This window comes from Leisingera sp. SA32 (assembly GCF_056033425.1).
In genome coordinates this window covers 356,127-377,942 of record NZ_JBVYHB010000001.1, presented here as the reverse complement: position 1 = coordinate 377,942, position 21,816 = coordinate 356,127, and the positions used below count along the sequence as shown (strand labels likewise).

The 21,816-nt window shown below is 64.7% G+C and carries 21 protein-coding genes; 11 read left to right on the top strand and 10 right to left on the bottom strand.

Features of this window, described 5'->3' with window-relative positions; all coding sequences use genetic code 11:
- The first annotated feature begins 56 nt into the window (after positions 1 to 56).
- Complete coding sequence (locus tag AC0IPL_RS01855; protein WP_474271640.1) at positions 57 to 362, top strand: HNH endonuclease family protein; 306 nt, start codon at positions 57 to 59, stop codon at positions 360 to 362.
- Positions 363 to 370: 8 nt separating this feature from the next.
- Here AC0IPL_RS01855 and AC0IPL_RS01850 read toward each other — a convergent pair whose 3' ends face one another.
- Entirely contained in the window at positions 371 to 982 is a 612-nt protein-coding gene (locus AC0IPL_RS01850; RefSeq protein ID WP_474271638.1) for an enoyl-CoA hydratase/isomerase family protein, read from the bottom strand.
- Complete coding sequence (locus AC0IPL_RS01845) at positions 979 to 1,728, bottom strand: SDR family oxidoreductase (RefSeq protein WP_474271636.1); 750 nt, start codon at positions 1,726 to 1,728, stop codon at positions 979 to 981. The genes AC0IPL_RS01850 and AC0IPL_RS01845 overlap by 4 nt, the downstream gene beginning before the upstream one ends.
- Before the next feature lie 135 nt (positions 1,729 to 1,863).
- Here AC0IPL_RS01845 and AC0IPL_RS01840 point away from each other — a divergent pair, with 135 nt between their 5' ends.
- The 5 genes from AC0IPL_RS01840 to lpxK all read left to right on the top strand — a co-directional run bounded on the left by AC0IPL_RS01840 (position 1,864) and on the right by lpxK (position 7,942).
- Positions 1,864 to 3,387: a DUF2125 domain-containing protein gene (locus AC0IPL_RS01840; protein WP_474271634.1), complete on the top strand. Its 1,524-nt coding sequence runs from the start codon at positions 1,864 to 1,866 to the stop codon at positions 3,385 to 3,387.
- A 122-nt stretch (positions 3,388 to 3,509) separates the two neighbouring features.
- The gene (locus AC0IPL_RS01835; protein ID WP_474271632.1) at positions 3,510 to 4,856 is read left to right on the top strand and encodes a TldD/PmbA family protein; all 1,347 of its coding nucleotides are present in this window, start codon (positions 3,510 to 3,512) and stop codon (positions 4,854 to 4,856) included.
- Positions 4,843 to 5,646, top strand: coding sequence for an inositol monophosphatase family protein (locus tag AC0IPL_RS01830; RefSeq protein WP_474271629.1), 804 nt, complete (start codon positions 4,843 to 4,845; stop codon positions 5,644 to 5,646). Before AC0IPL_RS01835 ends, AC0IPL_RS01830 begins: the two co-directional genes overlap by 14 nt.
- A gap of 111 nt (positions 5,647 to 5,757) precedes the next feature.
- A complete protein-coding gene (locus AC0IPL_RS01825; RefSeq protein WP_474271627.1) occupies positions 5,758 to 6,951 on the top strand; it encodes a 3-deoxy-D-manno-octulosonic acid transferase in 1,194 nt (397 codons plus the stop codon).
- Positions 6,938 to 7,942, top strand: a complete 1,005-nt coding sequence (gene lpxK, locus AC0IPL_RS01820; RefSeq protein WP_474271625.1) for a tetraacyldisaccharide 4'-kinase — start codon at positions 6,938 to 6,940, stop codon at positions 7,940 to 7,942. The genes AC0IPL_RS01825 and lpxK overlap by 14 nt, the downstream gene beginning before the upstream one ends.
- Before the next feature lie 26 nt (positions 7,943 to 7,968).
- On the opposite strand, the gene AC0IPL_RS01815 is transcribed toward lpxK, so the two are convergent.
- On the bottom strand, positions 7,969 to 8,640 hold the full coding sequence (locus AC0IPL_RS01815; RefSeq protein WP_474271623.1) for a DsbA family protein: 672 nt from the start codon (positions 8,638 to 8,640) through the stop codon (positions 7,969 to 7,971).
- Positions 8,637 to 9,164, bottom strand: coding sequence for a DUF721 domain-containing protein (locus AC0IPL_RS01810; protein WP_474271621.1), 528 nt, complete (start codon positions 9,162 to 9,164; stop codon positions 8,637 to 8,639). Before AC0IPL_RS01810 ends, AC0IPL_RS01815 begins: the two co-directional genes overlap by 4 nt.
- Before the next feature lie 84 nt (positions 9,165 to 9,248).
- Between AC0IPL_RS01810 and AC0IPL_RS01805 the strand changes: the two genes are divergently transcribed.
- Both AC0IPL_RS01805 and AC0IPL_RS01800 read left to right on the top strand, forming a co-directional pair.
- Positions 9,249 to 10,313, top strand: a complete 1,065-nt coding sequence (locus tag AC0IPL_RS01805; protein ID WP_474271619.1) for an A/G-specific adenine glycosylase — start codon at positions 9,249 to 9,251, stop codon at positions 10,311 to 10,313.
- An 85-nt stretch (positions 10,314 to 10,398) separates the two neighbouring features.
- A complete protein-coding gene (locus tag AC0IPL_RS01800; RefSeq protein ID WP_474271616.1) occupies positions 10,399 to 11,532 on the top strand; it encodes an alkane 1-monooxygenase in 1,134 nt (377 codons plus the stop codon).
- Between the two features lie 21 nt (positions 11,533 to 11,553).
- Here the strand turns inward: AC0IPL_RS01800 and AC0IPL_RS01795 are convergent, their stop codons facing one another.
- The 4 genes from AC0IPL_RS01795 to AC0IPL_RS01780 all read right to left on the bottom strand — a co-directional run bounded on the left by AC0IPL_RS01795 (position 11,554) and on the right by AC0IPL_RS01780 (position 15,605).
- Complete coding sequence (locus AC0IPL_RS01795; RefSeq protein ID WP_474271614.1) at positions 11,554 to 12,981, bottom strand: adenylate/guanylate cyclase domain-containing protein; 1,428 nt, start codon at positions 12,979 to 12,981, stop codon at positions 11,554 to 11,556.
- A gap of 187 nt (positions 12,982 to 13,168) precedes the next feature.
- Positions 13,169 to 14,272, bottom strand: coding sequence for a DNA methyltransferase (locus AC0IPL_RS01790; RefSeq protein WP_474271612.1), 1,104 nt, complete (start codon positions 14,270 to 14,272; stop codon positions 13,169 to 13,171).
- Between the two features lie 107 nt (positions 14,273 to 14,379).
- Positions 14,380 to 14,997 (bottom strand): ribonuclease HII, encoded by a 618-nt coding sequence (locus tag AC0IPL_RS01785; protein WP_474271609.1) that lies wholly within the window; start codon positions 14,995 to 14,997, stop codon positions 14,380 to 14,382.
- Positions 14,998 to 15,122: 125 nt separating this feature from the next.
- Entirely contained in the window at positions 15,123 to 15,605 is a 483-nt protein-coding gene (locus tag AC0IPL_RS01780) for a hypothetical protein (RefSeq protein WP_474271607.1), read from the bottom strand.
- Between the two features lie 167 nt (positions 15,606 to 15,772).
- On the opposite strand from AC0IPL_RS01780, the gene AC0IPL_RS01775 reads away from it, so the two are divergent.
- From AC0IPL_RS01775 to AC0IPL_RS01765, 3 genes are all read left to right on the top strand, one after another.
- Positions 15,773 to 16,066 carry a hypothetical protein gene (locus tag AC0IPL_RS01775; protein ID WP_474271605.1) on the top strand — a complete coding sequence of 98 codons (294 nt, stop codon included), beginning with the start codon at positions 15,773 to 15,775 and terminating at the stop codon, positions 16,064 to 16,066.
- A complete protein-coding gene (locus AC0IPL_RS01770; protein WP_474271603.1) occupies positions 16,038 to 16,739 on the top strand; it encodes a winged helix-turn-helix domain-containing protein in 702 nt (233 codons plus the stop codon). The genes AC0IPL_RS01775 and AC0IPL_RS01770 overlap by 29 nt, the downstream gene beginning before the upstream one ends.
- Positions 16,740 to 16,907: 168 nt before the next feature.
- Positions 16,908 to 18,482, top strand: coding sequence for a DUF427 domain-containing protein (locus AC0IPL_RS01765; protein ID WP_474271601.1), 1,575 nt, complete (start codon positions 16,908 to 16,910; stop codon positions 18,480 to 18,482).
- Between the two features lie 112 nt (positions 18,483 to 18,594).
- Here the strand turns inward: AC0IPL_RS01765 and AC0IPL_RS01760 are convergent, their stop codons facing one another.
- Positions 18,595 to 19,629 (bottom strand): ACP S-malonyltransferase, encoded by a 1,035-nt coding sequence (locus AC0IPL_RS01760; RefSeq protein WP_474271598.1) that lies wholly within the window; start codon positions 19,627 to 19,629, stop codon positions 18,595 to 18,597.
- Complete coding sequence (locus tag AC0IPL_RS01755) at positions 19,626 to 21,815, bottom strand: dehydrogenase E1 component subunit alpha/beta (RefSeq protein WP_474271597.1); 2,190 nt, start codon at positions 21,813 to 21,815, stop codon at positions 19,626 to 19,628. The genes AC0IPL_RS01760 and AC0IPL_RS01755 overlap by 4 nt, the downstream gene beginning before the upstream one ends.
- Position 21,816 lies beyond the last annotated feature (1 nt).

Here is a 21,816-nt window from a genome sequence, read left to right as displayed (position 1 = left end):
CCAGCGCCGCCCGCCTGCGTTTCAATTTCGCACAGCAGATCACAAAGGCCGTACCTATGTCCGATCCGGTCTGCCCGCTCTGCGGGCGCCCCATTCCAGAAGATGTACCGCAAAGCCTGCACCATCTGATCCCAAAACTGAAAGGTGGCAAGGGCGGTCCGACCGTACTGCTGCATCACATCTGCCACCGTGAAATCCATGCCACGCTGTCCGAGACGGAATTGGCGCGCAGCTTCAACACACCAGACGCGCTGAAAGCCCATCCCCGGCTGGCTAAATTCATCGCCTGGGTGCAAAAACGCCCGCCCGGTTTCCGCTCCCGCGTGCCGGGCAAACGGCGGACACGTCCGGGCCGCGGCTAAACCTGCGCTCAGCCGCACGCCTCCAAGATGCCCCTTGCGGTCTCTGGCGCTGCTGCCAGCGAATGCGCCAGCAGATCCTGCGCGGTAGCGATCAGATCTTCAGGCGCCACGATGCGGTCCACCAGGCCAAAGTCGTAGGCCTCCTGCGCGGTGATCTTTTGCCCCGCCGCCAGCAACAGCTTGGTGCGGGCCGGGCCGATCAGCGCCGCCATCCGCCCCGCATCCGATGGCTGCGGCAGGTAGCCCAGCTTCATCACCGGATAGAAAAACCGCGCGCCCGGCACCGCGATGCGCAGATCACACGCCAGCGCCATGCCGTTTGCCCCACCCGCAAGCGTGCCGTTCAGCGCCGCCACCTTCAGACAGGGCAGCGCCGCCAGCGCGCCCGACAGCCGCTCCCACAGGGGCGAGGTTGCCAACCCGGCGTGGGCTTCGTCCAGGTCGGCCCCCGCACTGAAAACCCCGCCCGCGCCAGTCAGAATCACCCCACGCGCCGCCTGTGCGCTCTCGGCAATTTCGGCCAGTTCCGTCAGCATCGCGGCGGTCAGCGCGTTGGCCTTGTGCGGGCGATTCAACGTGATCGTCCACAGCCCGCTGTCAGCAACCTCCAGCTGGATCATATCAGACCGACCTGTTTGCGGATGTCCTCATCCCGCAGGGAGATTTCCTGACCAATGTAGCCATCCGCCGCCGAGGTACACATCCACATCAGCGCCCGTGCCGGCCATTCGGCGGGGATGTGGTCTTCCCAGTTCAGCTCGCTCACCGGGTTGATGCCGCTGGCCTTGATGTCGCGCTGCATCTGCGTGGCGACGGTGCCCGGCGACAGGCCCAGGGCGCGGATGCCATTGGTCCGTTCCTCCAGGTCCAGCGCGCGGGTCAGCATCGCCGCCCCCGCCTTGGAGGCGCAATAGGCGCTCCAGCCCTCCAACGCGTTGTGCGCGGCACCGGAGCTGACGGTAATGATGGTGCCGCCACCCGTCGGCTTCATCAGTGGCAGCGCGGCGCGGATGCCGTTGAACACGCCCGACAGGTTGATGTCGATCAGCTTGGCCCAGGCGGCCGGGTCAGCGTCCTCCAGCCGGGCGATGGGGTCGATCACGCCGGCGTTGTTGATCAGCACATCCAAGCTGCCGAACTGCTGATGCGCCTTGCCCAGCGCCGCCGACACTGCCGCATAGTCGGACACATCGCAGGCCGCCGTCAGCACGTTTCCGCCGATCTCTGCCGCCAAGGCGTCCAGCGCATCCGCGCTCCTTGCCAGCAAGGCCAGATTGGCCCCTGCGGCTACAAATTGGCGGGCCGCATCAGCGCCGATGCCGCGGCTGCCCCCGGTAATGACAACCGTTTTCCCATTGAAATCCATACCCTGTCCCTCCAAGTGACACTTTATCCAAGTGGTACTGCGCTTAGGGGGAACGGTCCAGCCCAACGCCCCCTTGACCGCACCGGCCCGCGGGCCGACCATGCCAGCAATTATCTCTCAGAGAAGGGTTCTCTCATGTCCGTATTTCTTGCGCGCGCTGGTGCCGCAGCGGCAATTATTGTTGTTTCAGCCCAGGCCGCATTGGCCGACGTCAGCGCACAAGAGGTGTGGGAAGACTGGAAGGCCTATCTGACCAGCACCGGCTACACCGTCTCCGGCACGGAGACCTCAGCTGGCGGAACGCTGACCGTGTCCGACGTGGTGATGACCGTGCCGGTTGCCGAAGACGACGGCAGTGCCACGGTCAGCCTGCCAGAGATCAAGTTCGTGGAGAATGGCGACGGCACCGTCAACGTGCTGCTGCCCGCGGAGTTCCCCTTGGGCTTTGAAATGGACGTCGATGGCGACAGCATTTCGGGCAACCTGATCTATGCCCATGACGGAAAACCGATGACGGTCAGCGGCGATTCGGACAACATGAGCTATGATTACGCCTCTGCCACTGTCAGCATGACATTGGACGGGTTGCGCGTCGAAGGGGAGGACATTCCGGCCGAGGTCGCGCAGGCGCGCATCCTGCTGAATGATGTGGCCACCCGGACGACCATGGCGATTGGTGGGACACGCAGCTATGATCAGACCCTGTCTGCTGCCGATCTGAGCTATGACATCGGCTTCAGAGACCCGCAGAGCGACGACAGGGGCCAGTTCAAGGGCACGCTCAGCGATCTGGCGTTTTCCGGCACCAGCACCGTTCCGACCGGCGTTGACGCCGCGGACATGCCTGCCCTGCTCGAAGCGGGCCTCGCCTTTGACGGGCAGTTCACCTTCGCCAGCGGCACCAGCACGATTTCCGGCGTCAGTGGCAGCGAAACGTTTGACATGGGCACCAGCTCCGACGGCGGTGTGATCGGCATGTCGATGGATCGCCAGCACCTGAGCTATGACCTGTCGCAAGTCGGCACCCAGGTGCGCATCGCAGGCTCCGACATCCCCTTCCCTCTGGCGCTCAGCATGGCCGAAGCCGGTCTCAAGCTGATGATCCCCTTGGAAAAATCGCAGGAGGAGCAGGACTTTGCCATGGGCATCACGCTGCGTGACTTTGTGGTGCCGGAGATGCTGTGGGGCTTGATCGACCCGACCGGCCAGCTCCCGCACGACCCGGCGACGCTGGTGCTGGACCTCGCCGGCAAGGGCAAGGTGCTGTTCGACATGTTCGATCCCGAAGCAATGAAAGACGTCGAAAAGGGCAACGCCCAACCGGGTGAGCTGAACGCGTTAACGGTAAACCGGTTGCAGGTCTCCGCTGCGGGGGCGGAGCTGACCGGCACCGGCGATTTCACCTTCAACAACGACGACCTGACCAGCTTTGACGGTATGCCCGCCCCGTCGGGCGCGGCGAATCTGAAGCTGACCGGCGCCAACACGCTGATCGACAAGCTGATCCAGATGGGGCTGATGTCCGACAGCGACGCCATGGGCGCGCGGATGATGATGGGCATGCTGGCGGTTCCGGGCGAGGGCGAGGACACGCTGACCTCCAAGATCGAGATCTCCGAGGACGGCCAGATCCACGCCAACGGCCAGCGCATCAAGTAACCGCAAAACGCCAGTCAGAACCACCAAAGGGGCTGTCACGTGCAGCCCCTTTTTTGCGGCCCGCCCTTGCGGCAGGCGGCTGCACTGGATAGCTCTTTTACAGAGCAGAACAGAAGGTGCCCATGTCCCAGTCCCCCGAAGCGCTTTGCCACGCCCTGATTGATGCCGCCCAAAAGGCCGGCGCAGATGCCGCAGATGCCATGGCCGCCGAGGGCAGCTCTCTCAGCATCGAAGTCCGCAGCGGCAAACTGGAACATGCAGAACGCTCCGAAGGAACCGACTTGGGATTGCGGGTTTTCGTTGGTCGACGTCAGGCTCTGGTGTCCGCGTCCGACATGCGCCCCGAAACCATCGCTGCCATGGCGGAACGCGCGGTGGCGATGGCCCGAGAGGCGCCGGAGGACCCCTATGCGGGGCTTGCCGATCCAACGCAGCTGGCGCAGGACTGGGATCTGGCCGCGCTGCAACTGGAGGACCCCGCCGCCGAGCCGGAACCGGCCGCCTTGCAGGCGGATGCGCTGGCTGCGGAGGCCGCGTGTCAGGCCGTTGACGGCATCACCCAGGTGCAATCCGCCGCCGCCGGGTATGGCCGCCACGCGGTGCATCTGGCCGCGACAAATGGCTTTTCCGGTGGCTACCAGCGCACCGGCCGGTCGCTGTCCTGCACCGGGATTGCGGGCACCGGCACCGGCATGGAGCGCGACTACGATGGCGATTCTCGCACCTTTCAGGCCGATCTGCGTCGTGCCGAGGACATCGGCCGCACCGCAGGTGACCGTGCCGTTGCGCGTCTAGGCGCGCGCAAACCCAAGACCGGTAGCTACCCCGTCCTGTTCGACGAGCGTATTTCCTCGTCGCTCATCGGGCATCTGATGTCGGCCGCCAATGGTGCCGCGATTGCCCGCGGCGCTTCCTGGCTGAAGGACTCGCTGGGCAAGCAGGTGCTGCCCCAAGCCCTGTCAGTGATCGAAGACCCGCACCGCCCGCGCATTTCCGGCTCGCGTCCCTTTGATGGCGAGGGGCTGCCGACCCGCCGCCGCACCGTGGTCGACAAGGGCGTTCTGACGGGCTGGACCCTGGACCTTGCCTCGGCCCGCAAGCTGGGGCTCGACAGCACCGGCAACGCCGCGCGCGGCATCGGCGGCGTGCCCTCGCCCGCGACCTGGAACATCGCATTGAGCCAGGGCGACGCCAGCCGCGCGGACCTGATCGCGCAAATGGGCACCGGGCTGCTGGTCACCTCGATGATCGGCTCCACCATCAACCCCAACACCGGCGACTATTCACGCGGCGCGTCTGGGTTCTGGGTGGAAAACGGCGAAATCGCCTATCCGGTCAATGAATGCACCATCGCCGGCAACCTGCTGGACATGCTGCGCAACCTGGTGCCCGCCAATGACGCCCGGCAGCACTTGTCGACTGTAGTGCCTTCGCTGCTGGTCGAGGGTATGACCCTTGCCGGCAACTGACCTGGCCCTGCTGATCGAGGCGGCGGAACAGGCCGGCGACATCGCCTGCGGCTTCACCGGCCCTGCCGCCAGACGCTGGGACAAACCGGGCGGCGCCGGTCCGGTGACAGAGGCCGACCTCGCGGTCAACGACATGTTGGAGGACAAGCTACAAAAGGCGCGGCCTGATTACGGCTGGCTGTCGGAAGAAACCGAAGACAACCCGGACCGGCTGTCGCGCGACCGGGTCTTCATCATCGACCCGATCGACGGCACCCGCAGTTTCGCCGAAGGCTCCAGCACCTGGGCGCATTCACTGGCCATCGCCGTCGCGGGCGAGGTCACCGCCGCGGTGATCTACCTGCCGCAGCGCCAGTTGCTCTATAGTGCCGCCAAGGGTCAGGGCGCGGCCTGCAACGGCCAGCCGATCGCCGTTTCCACCAGCGCGGATCTGGCGACCGCCGAAGTTCTGGCCGCCAAACCCAGCCTGGTGGCGCGAAACTGGCAAGGTGGCACGCCGCCCAGCTTCATCCGTATGCACCGGCCCTCGCTGGCCTATCGTCTGGCCCGGGTCGCCGATGGCCGGTTTGGCGCCATGCTGACCCTCAGACCCAGCTGGGAATGGGACATCGCCGCGGGCGCATTGATTCTGCAGGAGGCAGGCGGCGTGGTGACCGACCGCGCAGGCGCGCCGCTGCGGTTCAACAATCCGCTTCCTCGGCTCAACGGGGTGGTGGCCGGTAACCCCGCGTTGCACCGCGCGATCGTGACCGCGCTGGCACCCGTCGCCCCCGGCACGACTGGACATTGACCCCTGCGGGGCTTAAGCCGCGCGCAGCAGCTTGTTTCAGGACCGGAAGATTTTCACAGACAGGGCCGCATGTTGCCGATACCTTTGGCCGGAAAAATCGGATCAACCCAGATGCAACGGCGAACCACAGACACCCATCTGCACGCCGCGCAGCAGCCCCGCCCCAAGGGAGAGCTGCTGTGGATTCACGCGACCACGCCGGAACGCTACCAGGCGCTGTGTGACATCGGCCGCCGGCTGAAATCGCTACGCCCGGATCTCTGGGTGCTGGCCAGTTGGGAGCCGGACCTGCGACTGACCGGCACCGTCGGCTGCGATCTGCCCATTGGCCCTCTGGCCGAAGACACGGTGGCAGAGACCCGCGCCTTTCTCGACCACTGGCAGCCGGATGCCTGCATCTGGACCGGCCCGCCGACCCGTCGCCACCTGCTGCGCCAGCTGCGTGAACGCCGCATTGGGGTGTTGCTGGCCGATCTGACACAGGCAGAGGTTCCCAGCCGGGCCAGCCGATGGTTGCCGGACCAGCGCAAGCGGCTGCTGGACGGGCTGACCTGCATCCTCACCCCGTCCGCCGAGGTGCGCGACACGGTCGCCCGCGCGGGTTTCCCGTCCGATCGGATAGAAATCGCCGGCCCGTTGCGCATGTCGGCGATCCCGCCCGGCTGCAACGAGGAGGAGCTGGCCACCCTGCAACAATCGCTCGGCAGCCGTCCCGTCTGGCTGGCGGCCCACGTCAAGATCGGCGAGCTGCCTGCCATTCTGGACGCCCACCGCAGCGCGCTGCGCTTGTTGCACCGGCTGATACTGGTGGTTGCCATGAATGACTATGGTGATCTCGGCAAAGCCCGCCAGCAGCTGCGCGACAGCGGGCTGTCGGTTGCCGACTGGGACAACGGCGACAGCCCGGAGGATCACAACCAGGTGCTGCTGACCGATGGCGAAGAGCTGGGCCTGTGGTACCGGCTGTCGCCCGTCGCACTGGTGTGCAGCAGCCTGGACCCGGCCGCCCAGGGCCAGTCGCCGCTGGATGCGGCGGCTCTGGGCTCTGCGCTGATTCACGGGCCAGGGATCCACGCCCACCGGGATCTTTACGAGCGGCTTGCCTCGGCCGGGGCGAGCCGCGCCATCAGCACCCGTCCCCAGCTGACCGAGGCAGTGGTTGACCTGTCCGCCCCCGACAGGGCGGCGCAGATGGCCTTGGCGGGCTGGCAAAGCGTCACCGAGAGTGCCGCGACAACCGATACATTGATGGAGAAGGTCCAAGATCTTCTTGACCAACGCGAGGACAGCCATGCGCGCGCCTGACTTCTGGCATAAACCACCGGACCATTTCGACCTGCGCGCGACGCTGCTGGCACCGCTTGGGCATCTGTATGCCCACGCCACCGCCGCGCGGCTGGCGGGCGCGGAGCCGCAGGCGGTCGGGGTGCCCGTGATCTGCGTCGGCAATCTGAACGCGGGCGGCACTGGCAAGACGCCCACGGTGATCTGGCTGCTCGAGACACTGCGCGCCATGGGGCATGATCCGCATGTGGTCAGCCGCGGCTACGGCGGCACGCTGGCAGGGCCGACACACGTCGACCCCAGCCGCCACAAGGCAGCCGAAACCGGCGACGAGCCACTGCTGCTAGCGGCCTTTGCCGAGGTCTGGGTGGCCCAGGACCGCGCCGCCGGCGCCCGTGCGGCCGCGGTCGCCGGAGCCACGGTGATCGTGATGGATGACGGTTTTCAGAACCCGGCGCTGGTCAAGGACCTGTCGCTGGTGGTCGTCGATGCACAGCAGGGCTTCGGCAACGGGCGCTGCCTGCCCGCAGGCCCGCTGCGCGAACCCGTGGCCGCCGGGCTGGCCCGCGCGCAGGCGGTGCTGTCGCTGGGCGACGCGCAGGCGCAGGAAAGCTTCCGGGCGGCTTGGGGCAACCATTTGCAATCGCTACCCCATTTTACTGGCGCGCTGGCGCCCTTGCCGACCGGCATGCCCTGGCAGGACACCCGCGTTCTGGCCTTTGCCGGCATCGGCCAGCCGCAGAAGTTCTTTGCCACCCTGCGCCATCTGGGCGCCGACGTCATCCGGGCTGAACCGCTGGACGATCATCAGCCACTGACCGCCGCGTTGTTGACCCGGCTGGAAAACGAATCCGCGCTGTTGAACGCGCAGCTGGTCACCACCGAGAAAGACGCCGTGCGCCTGCCCGACAGTTTCCGCCGCAAGGTGATTACTCTGCCGGTTCGGCTCCAGATCGCCGAAGGGGAGCAGCTCAAGAAAATGCTCCGAGAGGTGGCCCCCGGAGCATTGTAACGTCCCTGCGACAAACGGAACCTGTTTCAGCCTTCCAGTTCGGCGTCGATCAGTTTCTTGAACTCGGCATAAGACTGGTTGGAGATCTTCTCGCCGTTCAGGATGAAGGAGGGCGTCGATTCGATGCCGTGCTCAGTGGCGTTCTCCTGATACCAGCTCACCAGCGTCTGCGCCTTGGTCCCATCCTGCAGGCAGGCCTCCAACTGGTCGTTTTCAAGCCCCGCCAGGCGGCCGATCTTGCGCAGCTCATCCACGATTTCGGTCGCGCCGCCAGCCCGCGCCCATTCGGACTGCCCCTTGTAGATCAGGTCGGAGACGCCAAAGAACGTCTCTGGCCCGTTGCAACGCGCAATCATGGAGGCCCACAGACCGTAGCGGTCGAAATAGACCTCGCGGTAGATGAACTTCACCTTGCCGGTGTCGATGTAGTCGGCCTTCAGCTTCTTGAAGGTGTCATTGTGAAAACTGGCGCAATGCGGGCAGGTATAGGAGGCATATTCGATCAGCGTGACCGGCGCGTCCTCTGCCCCCAGCGTCATCTCGGTGATGGTGGAGGTGTCGACTTCGGCTTCCTGCGCCGTGGCGGCACCGATCAGCGGATTGGTCGGCAGGCTGCCCTGGCTGTTAAAACCCGACAGGGCGTAGCCACCCGCAACCACCGCAACCGCGGCAAAGACACCAGACATCAGACGGGTCATTTGAACCCCTTTCCTTGCGTTTTCTGTTTAGTCAGCACATTGCGCCCCAGACGTTCCAGGGCGGCGCGCAATTCTTCGTTTTCCACCACCGCGGCCGCTTTGCTGGCCTCTGCCGCGTCCTGCGGATCAGGCTGCAACGGCGGCTGCACCTTGGGGGCATATTTGAATTCCACGCGGCCATCGGAAAATCCCGTCGGTGCGGTCTGCGTAATTCGCACCTTGGAAATTGCATTGAAGCCGTAGACCGCATTCACCCGCTCGCGCAGGCGCTCTTTCTGCATCTCGAGCATCGGCGCGTTGGCGCCTGTGGTCAGCACCGTCAAAGTCGCGCCGAAGGAGCCGCGCCCATAGCCGACGTTGACCGGCCGCGCCATGGCTGCCAGATCCGGGCCGGCGATTTCCTCCCAATGGGTCAGCAGCCGCGACACCGCAAAGCCCCGGCTTTCGCCTGCTTTGCGAATCTGCTCGCTGAGGAGCTTGGAGGTTCGGGAAAACCCGCGTGTTGTGCTACGCCTGAATGCCATGATCTAGCTTTTGCTCGACTGCCTGCCCTATTGTAAAGAGCCACCGTGCAGGCACCAGCCAAACCGCCGCCCAAGGAATAACGAATGCGTGACTTGAACAGCAGCTCTGACGGTCTCAGCGACGCGCTGTTGGACTGGTACGACCGCCATGCCCGCGACATGCCCTGGCGCGTCTCGCCTGCCGCACGCAAGGCGGGTCAGCGCCCCGACCCCTACCGGGTGTGGCTGAGCGAGGTGATGCTGCAACAAACCACCGTTGCCGCGGTGCGGGAGTATTTTCTGCGCTTTACCGCGCGCTGGCCAAGTGTGGAGGATCTGGCCGCAGCCGCAGATGCCGATGTCATGGCCGAATGGGCCGGGCTTGGCTATTACGCCCGCGCCCGCAACCTGCTGAAATGCGCGCGTGTGGTGGCAGATGATCTGGGCGGCCAGTTTCCCGGCAGCCATGATGCCTTGCTGAAACTGCCGGGCATCGGGCCTTATACCGCGGCGGCCATCGCCTCGATCGCATTTGATGAGCCGGCCACGGTGCTGGACGGCAACGTGGAACGGGTGATGGCGCGGCTGCACGACATCCACGACCCTTTGCCGGGGGCAAAACCGCTGCTGCGCGAACGGGCAGCAGCGCTGACCCCACAACAGCGCCCTGGCGATTACGCGCAGGCGGTGATGGATCTGGGCGCCACAATCTGCACCCCGCGCAACCCGGTCTGCGGTCTTTGCCCCTGGCGGACCCCTTGCGCAGCGCGCGTGGCAGGCACCGCGGCGGTGCTGCCAAAGAAAACGCCCAAGAAGCCCAAACCCACGCGCCATGGCATCGCATATATTGCGCGCTCTGCCGCTGGCACCTGGCTGTTGGAGCGGCGCCCGGACAAGGGCTTGCTGGGTGGCACGCTGGGCTGGCCCGGCTCCGACTGGAACGAAGCCCCGGCAGCCAACCCGCCCTTTGCTGCCGACTGGCAGGAGTTGGAGGGCGAAGTGCGCCACACCTTCACCCATTTTCATCTGGTGCTGCGGGTGCAATGCGCCCCGCTGCACGAAGGTTTCAACCCCACCCCCACCCAGGAGCTGGTGCCGCAGGAGGCGTTTCGCGCCAGCAATCTGCCGACAGTGATGCGCAAGGCCCATGAGCTGTACGCGGGCCGTTAGGTCACGCACCGCCGGTCTTGGGTTTTCAGACCTTTGGGCATAGGGTCATCGACAAACGCGCGCCAACTGATCTGGGAGACCCGGCATGATTGCCCCCAAAACCCTTGCCCGCTGGCACAGCGCCCTGCCGTTCTGGATCTCCTTTCTGCTGCTGCCGCTGGTCTGGATCGCCGCGCTATATGGCGGCTGGACGCTGCTGCTGCCGCCACTGGTCACCTGGCACCTGTTTGCGGTGCTGGACGGCATGTTCGGCCTCAACCTCGAAAACGCCGACCCCGACACACCGGACAGTCAGCTAACGTGGTACAAAGCGCTGACCTCGGCCTGGGTGCCGCTGCAATTTCTGACCCTGTTCGGGCTGATCGCCTATGTCAGTGGGGCCGATCACCTGTCCGGGTTCGAAAAGTTCGCCGTGTTCTTTGGCGTCGGCGTTGTCACCGGCGCCGTCGGCATCAACTACAGCCATGAGCTGATGCACCAGTCCAGCCGCCGCGAGCGCTGGCTGGGAGACATCCTCTTGGCGATGGTGCTCTATTCGCATTTCCGCTCGGAACACCTGCTGGTGCATCACCGCTACGTCGGCACCCCGCGAGACCCGGTCACCGCGCGCTACAACGAGGGGTTCCACCGATTCTATCCGCGGGTCCTGCGGCAGTGCTGGCGCTCCGCCTTTCAGGCCGAAAAGCGCAAGCTGGCGCAGAAGAACCGGCCCTGGACCGACCTGTCGAACCCGTTTTTTCGCTATTGGACGCTACAGGCGGCTATGCTGCTGCTGGCGCTGCTGCTGGGCGGGCTGACCGGGTTGCTGCTGTTCCTGGTGCAGGCGGGTGTGGCGATCTGGCAGCTGGAGCTGGTGAACTATGTCGAACACTACGGTCTGACCCGCAAGCACTTGGGCGACGGCAAGTATGAACCCGTCCGACCGCGCCATTCCTGGAATGCTGCGCATAAGGCGTCGAACTGGCTGCTGATCAACCTGCAGCGCCACTCGGATCACCACTACAAGCCCAACCGCCGGTTTCCCTTGTTGCAGAATTATACAGAGACCGACGCACCGCAGCTGCCCTATGGTTATCCGGTGATGACCGTGGCGGCGATGATCCCGCCGCTGTGGCGTCGGATCATGAACCCGCGGGTGCGGCGGTGGCGGCAGACATATTACCCTGAGATCACCGACTGGCAGCCCTACAACAAGGCGCAGACCCCGCTGCCGCGCTAGGCAGGCGGCGGCCGCATCCGGCTAGTCCCAGGTCAGCACGGTCATGGGCAGATCCAGCCCGCGCACTGTCTGATCGGGACATCGGCAACTGCCCTCCAGCAGGTCCAGGCTGATGTTCTCCGCCTCGACCCGCTGCGCCAGATCAGCACTGACCACAATGTCCGCCTGCAACCTTCGCGTCAGCTGCTCCAGCCGGGCGGCGACATTGACCGTCTTGCCCAAAACCGCGAATTCCAGCCGGTTGGCACCGATGTCGCCCAGCACCGCCTCGCCGTAATGAATGCCGATGCCGGCCTTTATTTCCGGCAGCCCCTGGCGCGCGCGCTCCGTATTCCATTTGGTCAGGGCGGCACGCATGGCATGGGCGCAGGACAGCGCGTTTGTGGCGTCCTGCTGCCCCGCCACAGGTGTGCCGAAGGTCGCCATCAGCCCGTCGCCCAGGTATTTGTCCAGCGTGCCGTTATGGCGGAAGACCTCGCGCTCCATCCGGGCGTGGAAAGCACGTAGCAGGTCAATGACCGCGCGCGGGTCCAGTTCCGCCGTCAGCCGGGTAAAGCCGACAATGTCGATGAACAGCACTGCCACGTCCTCACTGCGCACCTGCTTCAGCGGCTCGTCGTTCTGGGACAGCTGATCGACCACATTGGGCGAGAAATAGCGCGAGAGATTGGCGCGCGCGCGTTCCAGGCTGGCGTTGCTGCGCAACAGCCCGTTGAAGCGACGCACCGAAAAGCCCAGCGTCACCGCCACCAGCAAAAACACCAGCGCCTCCTGCACCCGGAGGCTGGGCACGAAACTGTTGGGGTCAAAGAACTCCGCCAGCTCCGGCTCTGCCGCCAGCGCCGCCCGCACCGCCTCCGACAGCTCTGGCACCGGCGCGGAATACCACATCGCCACCCCCAAGGCCGACAGCCACATGGCGGCGGTCCAGGTGCCGATGGCAATGACCGTGCGCCAGGAGTAGGCCATCGTGCCGGCCGCCAGGATCACGAAGAAATACTGAAAGTTGTCGAAGCGGTAGTGCATCGCCAGTGGAAAGTCATGCTGGCTGAGCGGGTTGGGCGTCACCATGCCGAGGGTGAGGATCAGCAGGTCCAGAAAGATCAGAAACAGCTCCATCTTGGAGCGTCCAACCTTGCCCGCGCGGCTGATGAACCAACCATTCAGGCACAACAGCAGCAAGAATCCGTGATAATACAGAACCTCTACGCCGGGGATGATGACGGTGAGGAAAAGGCCGATCAGCGGCATCATGATCCAGCGCGCCTGCACCGCCAGTTGCAAGCCGCGTCGCTTGTGCGCATCCAGCGCCGCCTCGGCGAATCTGTTCTCCAGGACTGAATCCCCCAGCCCCAGATCCAACTGTTTCGCCCGTTCCTGAGACCGCGCCTTTGCCCGGTTGTCCAAAGGTCCTGCCGTTGCAACACCTGCAAGCGCGGTTTCAGTCATCAAAAGGCCTCTCTTAGCAGGCGGGTGCGGTGGCGAGTCCAAAATAGGGACGCGGTGCTGGGGCGGGAATAGCCCAGCCGTTGAACAAACGCAAAAAACCCCGCCTTGATGCAGGCGGGGCAAGGTGTGCGCCTGTGCCGCAGCACAGGCGCCAGCAATTCGGTCTGGCTGTTTGGAAACGTGGCCGTCAGTTCTGCATCTCGGCGCGGATCTGCTGGCGCAAGACGTCGATCGGCACTGTCTTGCCCTCGCGCTTGAAGCACCAGTAGGTCCAGCCATTGCAGGAAGGCGCGTTTTCCAGATGCGCGCCCACCTGATGGATCGACCCCTTGATGTTGTCTCCGATCAGGGTGCCGTCTGCACGCACCTTGGCCTTGTGGCGGCGGTTCATCGAGTACAGTTCCTCGCCCGGACGCAGCATGCCGCGTTCGACCAGCTGGCCAAAGGGCACCCGCGGTGCGGCACGTTTGCTGGCAGAGACCTCCAGCGCCTCGCGGTCGAACTTGCGCACCGCCTTGATGCGCTTTTCGGCAACCTTGCGGTAGGCTTCCTCGCGTTCGATACCGATGAATTCGCGGCCCAGCATCTTGGCGACAGCACCGGTGGTGCCAGTGCCAAAGAACGGATCCAGCACCACGTCACCCGAATTGGTCGCGCCGACCAGGATACGGTGCAGCAGCGATTCCGGTTTCTGCGTCGGATGCGCCTTGTCGCCGTTCTCGTCCTTCAGCCGCTCATGTCCGGTGCAGATCGGCAGCACCCAGTCGCTGCGCATCTGGATGCCTTCGTTCAGCGCCTTCAGGGCTTCGTAGTTGAAGGTGTATTTGGCACCTTCGGACTTCGACGCCCAGATCATCGTCTCATGGGCATTTGTGAACCGTTTGCCGCGGAAGTTCGGCATCGGGTTCGACTTGCGCCAGATCACGTCGTTCAGCACCCAGTAGCCCTCGTCCTGCAGGACGGAACCGACGCGGAAGATGTTGTGGTAGGAGCCGATCACCCAGATCGAGCCGTTCGGCTTCAGCAGGCGGCGTGCCGCCTTCAACCAGTCGCGGGTGAAATTGTCATAGACCTGAAAACTGGAGAACTGGTCCCAGTGATCGTCCACCGCGTCGACCTTGGAGTTGTCGGGGCGGTGCAACTGGCCTTTCAATTGCAGGTTGTACGGCGGATCCGCAAAGATCAGATCGACCGAGTTGGCCGGCAGGCTGTTCATCGCCTCAACGCAGTCGCCGCCAATAATCGTGTTTAAAGGGAGCGCTGCCGCGCCCTTTGTGATGGTTGTATTCATTGCTCTGCCTCAAAACCACGGCGCATTTTTGCGCTCATTAGGTTGTCCACAGGATGAGTCATCGCGGATTCGAGGTCAATTTGTTTTTTAGAACAACACCCTGCGGTTCACTCTTGATACAAGATGTTGTGTACGGGCTTAAAGGATCGCCGATGATGTGGGGTCACCCCCAGTTGAACTAGCGCGTCGCGGTGTTGTTTCGAGGGGTAGCCTGCGTTTTTCTCCCAGCCATATCCCGGAAACTGTTGCGCCAAATCCACCATGATCCGATCGCGGGCCAATTTGGCCACGATGGACGCCGCCGCAACCGAGACTGATTTTCTGTCCCCCTTGACCACCTCTTCGGCCGGCTGGGTTAGACCTTGCGGAATCAGATTGCCGTCGATCAGCAGGTAATCCGGCGGAGGATCCAACGCCGCAACCGCGCGCTCCATCGCCAGATGCGACGCCCGCAAGATGTTGAGGGAATCAATCTCCTTGACGGAGGCATGGGCTATTGCGACTTCTGCGGTCCCGAAGATATCGGCTTCCAGCGCCTCGCGTCGTTTCAGGCTCAACTTCTTGGAATCGTTAAGGCCTTCGGGGATCTCCTCGGAATCCAGAACCACCGCTGCCGCCGTCACCGGACCGGCCAGCGGCCCACGACCGACCTCGTCAACACCGGCGATGCGGAGAAATCCCTTGGCCCTGGCGGCCTGCTCGTAACTGTAATCTGGCTGGGTCATGCCCTGACAAAACCAATTCGCAGGTCAAATGCAACCGCCCGGTCAGCGCCCCCAGAAGACGCAAGGCTGGAGAAATGGCAAAAAGGGGGGGCTCTCGCCCCCCAGTCTGCTCGATTGCTGTGAATTCAGCGCAATACCATCCGATACCCATGCTTGCGCAGGCAGGTCGGCTTGAAGCCGACACGGTGGTTCCTGCCGTTCCAGAACCGCACCTTGCAGGCTGCGGGCAGAGCGCGGGTGCTGCCGTAGTGACGCTTCAGGCACAGGTTGCTGGCCAGCGGATAGGTCTGGCTGTAGTGCGGGAAATACTGCACGCACTGGGCCGGAAGATTGTATTTGTGCAGTTTGGGCGGCAAGGGGCGGACCTGGCCGCCGGGATGATGCGGCTTGTGCGGGTAGTACTGGGGTTGTGTCACCGCGCGGTCATTCTTGCGGGCGTCGTTGATGGCAGCCCCAAGAATACCCAGGAGAGCCATCCCGGCGATGAACTTCGCCACGTCCTCATCCGCGCGGGCGGGGGCGGCAGAAAAGCCGGTGATGGCGATCGAGGTTGCCACGATGAAAGCAATGAATTTGCGATGAGCGGTCTTTGCGGGTGTCTGGGCCATGCCGGAACCTTTCAATCGGGTTGTGCGGCGCATCCGGTGCGCCAGGATATGAAAACCTTCGCCCCGCCCCCGTCAGACAGGCAATATCGCCCCTCTGTTATCGAATATCAGTGGCTCAAACCCCTGCGGTTATTGAATTTCGCCCCCTCACCACTCAGGATGGCAGCATGAAACAGAATATCCTTATCCCCGCCCTTGCGGCTGCCCTGCTGGGGCTTGCGCTTCCGGCTCAGGCGGCGGACTGCTACGCCGATTACAAGGCCAAGCAGGACAATCCCCTGCGCCTGCACTATGGGGTGATCCAGCTTGATGGCAGTTGCAGGAAACGGGCCGCCCGCGCCGAAATCAGCAGCCGACTGGCGGCGTCCGGCTGGACCCTACTGAACGTTCTGTCGGTCTTTGGCCCCGAGGGGCTGCAACAAAGGAAGGCTGATGCCGGATCCTATTTTCTCCGTTTCTGACGCCCGCACCGCGGGCAGCCGGGTCATCGCGTTTGGCATTGCCGCCATCGTGGCGCTGCTGGTGGCTGCGGGAACCTTGCTGCTGCTGACTCTGCCGGATGCCAATGCCTTCAACGCACGGGTGGAACAGCTGTTTGTCGAGAACGACCTGACTTCCCCGGCCGAAATCAAGCTGCTGGAAATCCTCGCCCAGTCCGGCACCGCCTTTGCCGACACGCTGGCCAGCTACCGCGCGGTGATTTTCGTGCTGATGGTCTTTGCCGCAGCGATGATGGTTGCGGCGTTGACGGTGCTGGGCATGCTGGTGATGCTGAACCGGCGCATGGCGCAGATCGAACGGTCGGGCATTCAGGTCAATGAGCTGCTGATCAGCCGCGACGAAAACACAGTCTACCTCAACAACATGGGTTTCCGACTGACGCCCGCCGCGATGGAGACCCTGTCGGTACTGGCTGAGGCGCGGCTGGATGACGATGTGCTGTCCGGCGCCGAGATTGAATCGGTGATCTCCGGCCGCGCCTCCGCCGACTGCGAGGAGGCTGCCGGCGCCACGCGGATCAAACGGCTGCGCGACACGCTGGGCAATCAGATGGTCAGCGAACTGCTGGTCAAGAACATCGCCAAACGCGGCTATGTTCTGTCGATCAGCAAGGATGTGATCCGCATGGTCTGACCTGCGACGCTCCGCATCGGTCAATATCGCGTGTCGGGCACTGGATTCAGCGCCGCCACGGCCCCATACTGCGGCTCTGGGCCGAAGTTTTGACAGCGTGATTGCGCTGGCGCCTCAGGTCGGCTTCATGTGCCTTGGCACGATTGCGGCAGCACAGGGACCCCGCGGATGGACATGGAACGACCGGCACACCCCCGCGGCTACGGCATCATCGTGGAGCCCCTGAACGGTCTGGTCCGCGCCCGCCGCAACGGCACCCTGCTGGCCCAGAGCAACCATGCCAAGGTAATGTATGAGACCCGACTGCCGCCGACGATCTATTTCCCGGCGCAGGATGTGACCGTGCCGCTGTCCGACCCCACGCCGTTACAGACCTTCTGCCCGTTCAAGGGCACCGCCAGCTATCGCAGCCTGCGACTGGACAGCGAGGAGCTGGAGAACGCCGTCTGGTCCTATGACGACACCCTGCCCGAAGCGCAGGGGATTGCCGGTCACATCGGCTTCATGCCCGCAGCCGGGGTGGACTTTGACTTTGGCGGCAACCATGTGGAAAATCCGGACTACGGCAACATCTCCGGCCCCGTCATCGACTGGCTGCTGCGCGAGGCCGCGCTCGTGGCTACACCGGCACAGCTGACCGCGGCCTTGGCGACCAAGCTGCTGGAACAGGGCATCCATCTCAGTCGGCTCTCGGTCATGGCCTGGTCGCTGCATCCGCTGATCGCGGGCAAGAACTACATCTGGCAGAAACACTCCGGCGAGGTCACCACCTATGCGCCGTCGTACGAGATCCACGATCATCCGGCCTATCGCGACAGCCCGCTGCGGCATGTGTCCAACGGATTTGGCGGCGTGCGCCACCGGCTAGAGCACGATCCCGGCGCGGATGCCTTTCCGATCCTGAAGGATCTGCGCCGTGAAGGGGCCACCGACTATGTCGCGATGCCGTTGCGGTTTTCCGACGGGCGCATCAACGTGCTGACCCTGACCTGCGACCACCCCGACGGGTTTTCCACCGCCGATCTGGGGCTGATTTTCGAATGTTCCGACGTGATCGCCCGCTACTATGAAATTTTCATGCAGCGCGAGAACGCCCAGTCGCTGCTGGAGACCTATGTCGGCAAGCGCACCGGCGCGCGGGTGCTGGGCGGAAAGATCCGCCGCGGCGACGGTGATGAGATCGACGCCGCGATCATGTTCTGCGATTTGCGCGGATCCACCCGCCTGGAGGAAGACCTGGGCCGCCGCGACTACATCGCGCTGCTGAACCAGTTCTTCGAGACCGCCTCGACCATCGTGCATGAACACGGCGGTGAGGTGCTGAAATTCATCGGCGACGCCGTGCTGGCGGTGTTTCCAGCCGACCGCTGCCCGCAGCAGGCCCGCGCCCAGGCGCTGGACAGCGCCCGCGCCATCGTCGCCCGGCTGGAAGACCTCGCCGACGCCGAAGAAGGCCACCGCTGCGAGGCTGCCATTGGCATTGCCTATGGCGGCGTGACCTACGGCAACGTCGGCTCACGGGAGCGGCTGGACTTCACGGTGATCGGCCAGGCCGCCAATATCGCCGCGCGGCTGGGGGATCTGGGCAAAACTGCCGATCATCCGATTGTCGTCAGCAGCGACATTCTCAGCGACGCGTCACAGGGCCTGCCGCTGGGCGCGGTGCGTTTGCACAATGTCACCCAGCCCGTGACCTGCTATGCGATCCCAGCCGCGCCCAGGGCGAAGGCAGCTGCGCATTAGCAGCCGGACCGCAACCGCCCTGCCCGCAGGGCAGGGCCACGCCCAAGGCTGCTTTGCCAGCATCTTTGATGCAGGCAACAGGCGCGGGAGCCTCTTGCGCCGCACCGCCCGTCTAGCCGGTGACCCGCGCCCGCAGCGCAGCATCCCCCATCGGGATCACCAGCGGCGCCTCCGCCTGCCGCGCCTGATAGGCGTCCTTGTCCGTCAGCCCCTGCCATCCGGCCTGCACCAGCGACTGGCCGACGGCACCACCCAGCGTGGTGCCGGGACCGGTCACGATGAAAAGATCCGGCGCAAATTCCTGCGCGGCAGTCTGCACCGCGCGGGTGAAATCATATGGCGCGACGACCTGGTGCCCCAGCGTGTAGTCCCACAGCGCCGCCGTCTCGGTGGCGCCGGGCCACCAGATCTGCCCACGTCCGTCGATCAGCGGCAACTCCGGCTGGCGGAACCGGTCTGACCCCAGCCGCCTGCGCCCCTGTGCTGCGACAGGTTCCTGTAACGCCGTGTGAAAAGCCGCGTGGTTGGCCAGTCGCATGGGGAAGCGATCCGCCACCACCGGCACCAAGGACTCGAACGCTGCAAGGCCAGCCTCGTTGCCCGCCAGCACCAGCATGCCGCCCAGATCGATCGACAGCGCCAGCGCGTGCTGCGCGCGCCCGTTGATTTCCTGCACCTGCGCCAACAACTCTGCCTTGCGCTGCGGATCGTTGCGCCAATCGGCTCTCGCAAACGGGTAAACCAACTGGCCGCCAATCAGCTGCTCCTGCATCAGGGTGCCCATTGTGTTCACAACCGTGAAGCCATCCGCTGCACTCAGCGCCCCGGCAGCGGCCAGCGCAATGTACCAGCCCATGGAATTGCCCGTGACAGCGACGATCTCGATGTCCGTCGCCAGGCTGCGCGCATCCGCCAGGGCCGAGGCGTAGATCAGCGGTGACGCCACATCCCCGCGCGAATACTTCGACACCGAAAACCGCGTCGCCCCGTCCAGCGCGGTCACTTCATCCTGCCCGGCGGCGGCGCGCTGCGCGTCAAAGCCCGCCAGCAGCGCCGCCTTGTCCGCATGGTGGCGGTGCAGATAGCCCAGCTCAGGCTTGTTGTAGGTGCCCCTTCCGGGGCAGATCAGAACGGCCGTGCGGGTCATGATGCGCCTCCCACAAGGGTCAGGGCGGCCTCAACGATGCTGTCCCTCGAGGGCAGCGTGGCGCCATAGGCCGGGCCGGTTGCAATGAAACAGTCGCTGGCGGCAATCCGCGCCGCGGGCATGCTGGCCTGCTCGGCAAACAGCGCCATCAGCGCCTCCGACTGGCTGCCGGTGGTGCGGCATTCATCGACGATCAGCACATGTTTGCAGCCCTCCGTGGCCGCCAGCAGCGCCTCGGTGGGCAGCGGTGCCAGCCAGCGCAGATCCACGATCCGCGCATCCACGCCCTTGGCTGCCAATTCAGCCTGCGCCTGCGCCGACAGGTAGCGGCCGTTGCCGTAGGTCACGATCGCCATATCGCTGCCATGCCCATGCACACCGACCTCGCCCAGACCAATACGCTGGTCCGGTGCGGGATAGCTGCGCATCCAGCCGCCATCCTTGGCCGCGTGCAGATCCCGCATCGGATACAGTGCAATGGGTTCGACAAAGACGACCACCCGCTGTTCCTCGCGCGCCAGCCGCACGCATTCGCGCATCATCATCGCCGCCTCCGCCCCGTCCGAGGGGCAGGCAATCACGATCCCCGGAATGTCGCGCAACACCGCCAGCGAGTTGTCGTTGTGAAAATGCCCGCCGAACCCCTTCTGGTAGCCAAGCCCGGCAATCCGCAGCACCATCGGATTGGAAAACTGCCCGTTGGAGAAAAACGGCAGCGTCGCGGCCTCGCCACGCAGCTGGTCTTCGGCGTTGTGCAGATAGGCCAGAAACTGGATTTCCGGGATCGGCACAAAGCCGTTGTGCCCCATACCAATGGCCAGTCCAAGGATCGACTGCTCGTCCAGCAGCGTGTCGATCACCCGGTCCGGCCCGAACCGCTGTTGCAGCTTTTGCGTGACGCCGTAAACGCCGCCCTTGCGACCCACGTCTTCGCCCATCATGACGATCTCGCCATGTTCCAGCATCAGGTCAGTCAGCGCCCAGTTGATCAGCCGCGACATCGGCTGCGGCTCCTCCATGGCACGCAGGTCGCTGCCAAAGGCGGCCGCGCGCGCCTCGGCGTTGGGGCCGTTGGTGGCTGCACAGGCGCGCTTTGGCGGGATCAGGCTGGCCGCCACGTCCTCTGCCGTTTTCAGATGCGGGCGCGTCACCGCCTCGCTGCGCACACGCTCCACCCGTGCGCGGGTGTCGCGATAGATCTTCAGCGCCGCATCGGCTGTCAGCGCCCCGGCCTGCTCCAGCAGCCGCACCGAGTGCAGCAACGGATCATTGGCTTCATCCGCCTCCACCTCAGCCTTGCTGAGGTAGGTCGTCGGCACATCCGCCCCCGCATGGCCATACAGCCGCACCGTGCGCAGGTGCAGGAACGCAGGCTTGCGGCGATTGCGCACGTAGTCCGCCGCCGCCTGCGCCACCTTGTAGGCGTCATAGATGTCCAGCCCGTCGGCCTTGAAATACTTGATGCCCGGCCGCTGCGCAATCGAGGCCTCGATCCAGCCCTTCGGGGTCTTGACCGAAATGCCGATGCCGTTGTCTTCGCACACGAACAACAGCGGCAGCGGCGTCGACTGCACCGAGGTCCAGCCGGCCGTGTTGATCGCCCCCTGCGCGGTGGAATGGTTGGCCGAGGCATCCCCGAACGAGCACATCACGATGGCATCATCCGGCAGCAGCTGGTGTTCCGGCCTGTGTCGCCGCGCCGCGCCGATGGAATAGGCCGCCCCCACCGCCTTAGGCAGGTGGCTGGCAATGGTCGAGGTCTGCGGCGGGATCATCAGCGCCTTGGAGCCCAGCACCTTGTGCCGCCCGCCCGAGGTCGGGTCTTCGCTGGAGCAGGCAAAGGACAACAGCATGTCCCAGCTGATCTGCTGGCCCGGCACCTGGTCTGCCCGCGCGATCTGAAACGCCGCATCGCGGTAGTGCAGGAAAGCCATATCGTTGGGGCGCAGCGCGCGGGCGAGCGCCGCCATGCCCTCATGGCCGGATGAGCCGATGGTGTAAAACCCCTCGCCCGCCTTCTGCATGGCGCGGCTGGTCAGGTCCAGTGCCCGGCTCAGTACTTGGGCGCGGTAGGTGGCCACGGCCTCGGCCGCATGCAGCGGCCCGGCGGGATCGCGGCCCTGCGGCAGCTGGCCGGACTGCACCCGGTCGAGAAAATTCTGATGCACGATCTGAGCGCGGTCCATG

Excerpts from the sequence above, each read along its gene's own strand:
- AC0IPL_RS01855 (WP_474271640.1), top strand. The coding sequence starts at position 57 with ATGTCCGATCCGGTCTGCCCGCTCTGCGGGCGCCCCATTCCAGAAGAT.
- AC0IPL_RS01850 (WP_474271638.1), bottom strand. The coding sequence starts at position 982 with ATGATCCAGCTGGAGGTTGCTGACAGCGGGCTGTGGACGATCACGTTG.
- AC0IPL_RS01845 (WP_474271636.1), bottom strand. The coding sequence starts at position 1,728 with ATGGATTTCAATGGGAAAACGGTTGTCATTACCGGGGGCAGCCGCGGC.
- AC0IPL_RS01840 (WP_474271634.1), top strand. The coding sequence starts at position 1,864 with ATGTCCGTATTTCTTGCGCGCGCTGGTGCCGCAGCGGCAATTATTGTT.
- AC0IPL_RS01835 (WP_474271632.1), top strand. The coding sequence starts at position 3,510 with ATGTCCCAGTCCCCCGAAGCGCTTTGCCACGCCCTGATTGATGCCGCC.
- AC0IPL_RS01825 (WP_474271627.1), top strand. The coding sequence starts at position 5,758 with ATGCAACGGCGAACCACAGACACCCATCTGCACGCCGCGCAGCAGCCC.
- lpxK (WP_474271625.1), top strand. The coding sequence starts at position 6,938 with ATGCGCGCGCCTGACTTCTGGCATAAACCACCGGACCATTTCGACCTG.
- AC0IPL_RS01815 (WP_474271623.1), bottom strand. The coding sequence starts at position 8,640 with ATGACCCGTCTGATGTCTGGTGTCTTTGCCGCGGTTGCGGTGGTTGCG.
- AC0IPL_RS01810 (WP_474271621.1), bottom strand. The coding sequence starts at position 9,164 with ATGGCATTCAGGCGTAGCACAACACGCGGGTTTTCCCGAACCTCCAAG.
- AC0IPL_RS01805 (WP_474271619.1), top strand. The coding sequence starts at position 9,249 with ATGCGTGACTTGAACAGCAGCTCTGACGGTCTCAGCGACGCGCTGTTG.
- AC0IPL_RS01800 (WP_474271616.1), top strand. The coding sequence starts at position 10,399 with ATGATTGCCCCCAAAACCCTTGCCCGCTGGCACAGCGCCCTGCCGTTC.
- AC0IPL_RS01795 (WP_474271614.1), bottom strand. The coding sequence starts at position 12,981 with ATGACTGAAACCGCGCTTGCAGGTGTTGCAACGGCAGGACCTTTGGAC.
- AC0IPL_RS01790 (WP_474271612.1), bottom strand. The coding sequence starts at position 14,272 with ATGAATACAACCATCACAAAGGGCGCGGCAGCGCTCCCTTTAAACACG.
- AC0IPL_RS01785 (WP_474271609.1), bottom strand. The coding sequence starts at position 14,997 with ATGACCCAGCCAGATTACAGTTACGAGCAGGCCGCCAGGGCCAAGGGA.
- AC0IPL_RS01780 (WP_474271607.1), bottom strand. The coding sequence starts at position 15,605 with ATGGCCCAGACACCCGCAAAGACCGCTCATCGCAAATTCATTGCTTTC.
- AC0IPL_RS01775 (WP_474271605.1), top strand. The coding sequence starts at position 15,773 with ATGAAACAGAATATCCTTATCCCCGCCCTTGCGGCTGCCCTGCTGGGG.
- AC0IPL_RS01770 (WP_474271603.1), top strand. The coding sequence starts at position 16,038 with ATGCCGGATCCTATTTTCTCCGTTTCTGACGCCCGCACCGCGGGCAGC.
- AC0IPL_RS01765 (WP_474271601.1), top strand. The coding sequence starts at position 16,908 with ATGGACATGGAACGACCGGCACACCCCCGCGGCTACGGCATCATCGTG.
- AC0IPL_RS01760 (WP_474271598.1), bottom strand. The coding sequence starts at position 19,629 with ATGACCCGCACGGCCGTTCTGATCTGCCCCGGAAGGGGCACCTACAAC.
- AC0IPL_RS01755 (WP_474271597.1), bottom strand. The coding sequence starts at position 21,815 with ATGGACCGCGCTCAGATCGTGCATCAGAATTTTCTCGACCGGGTGCAG.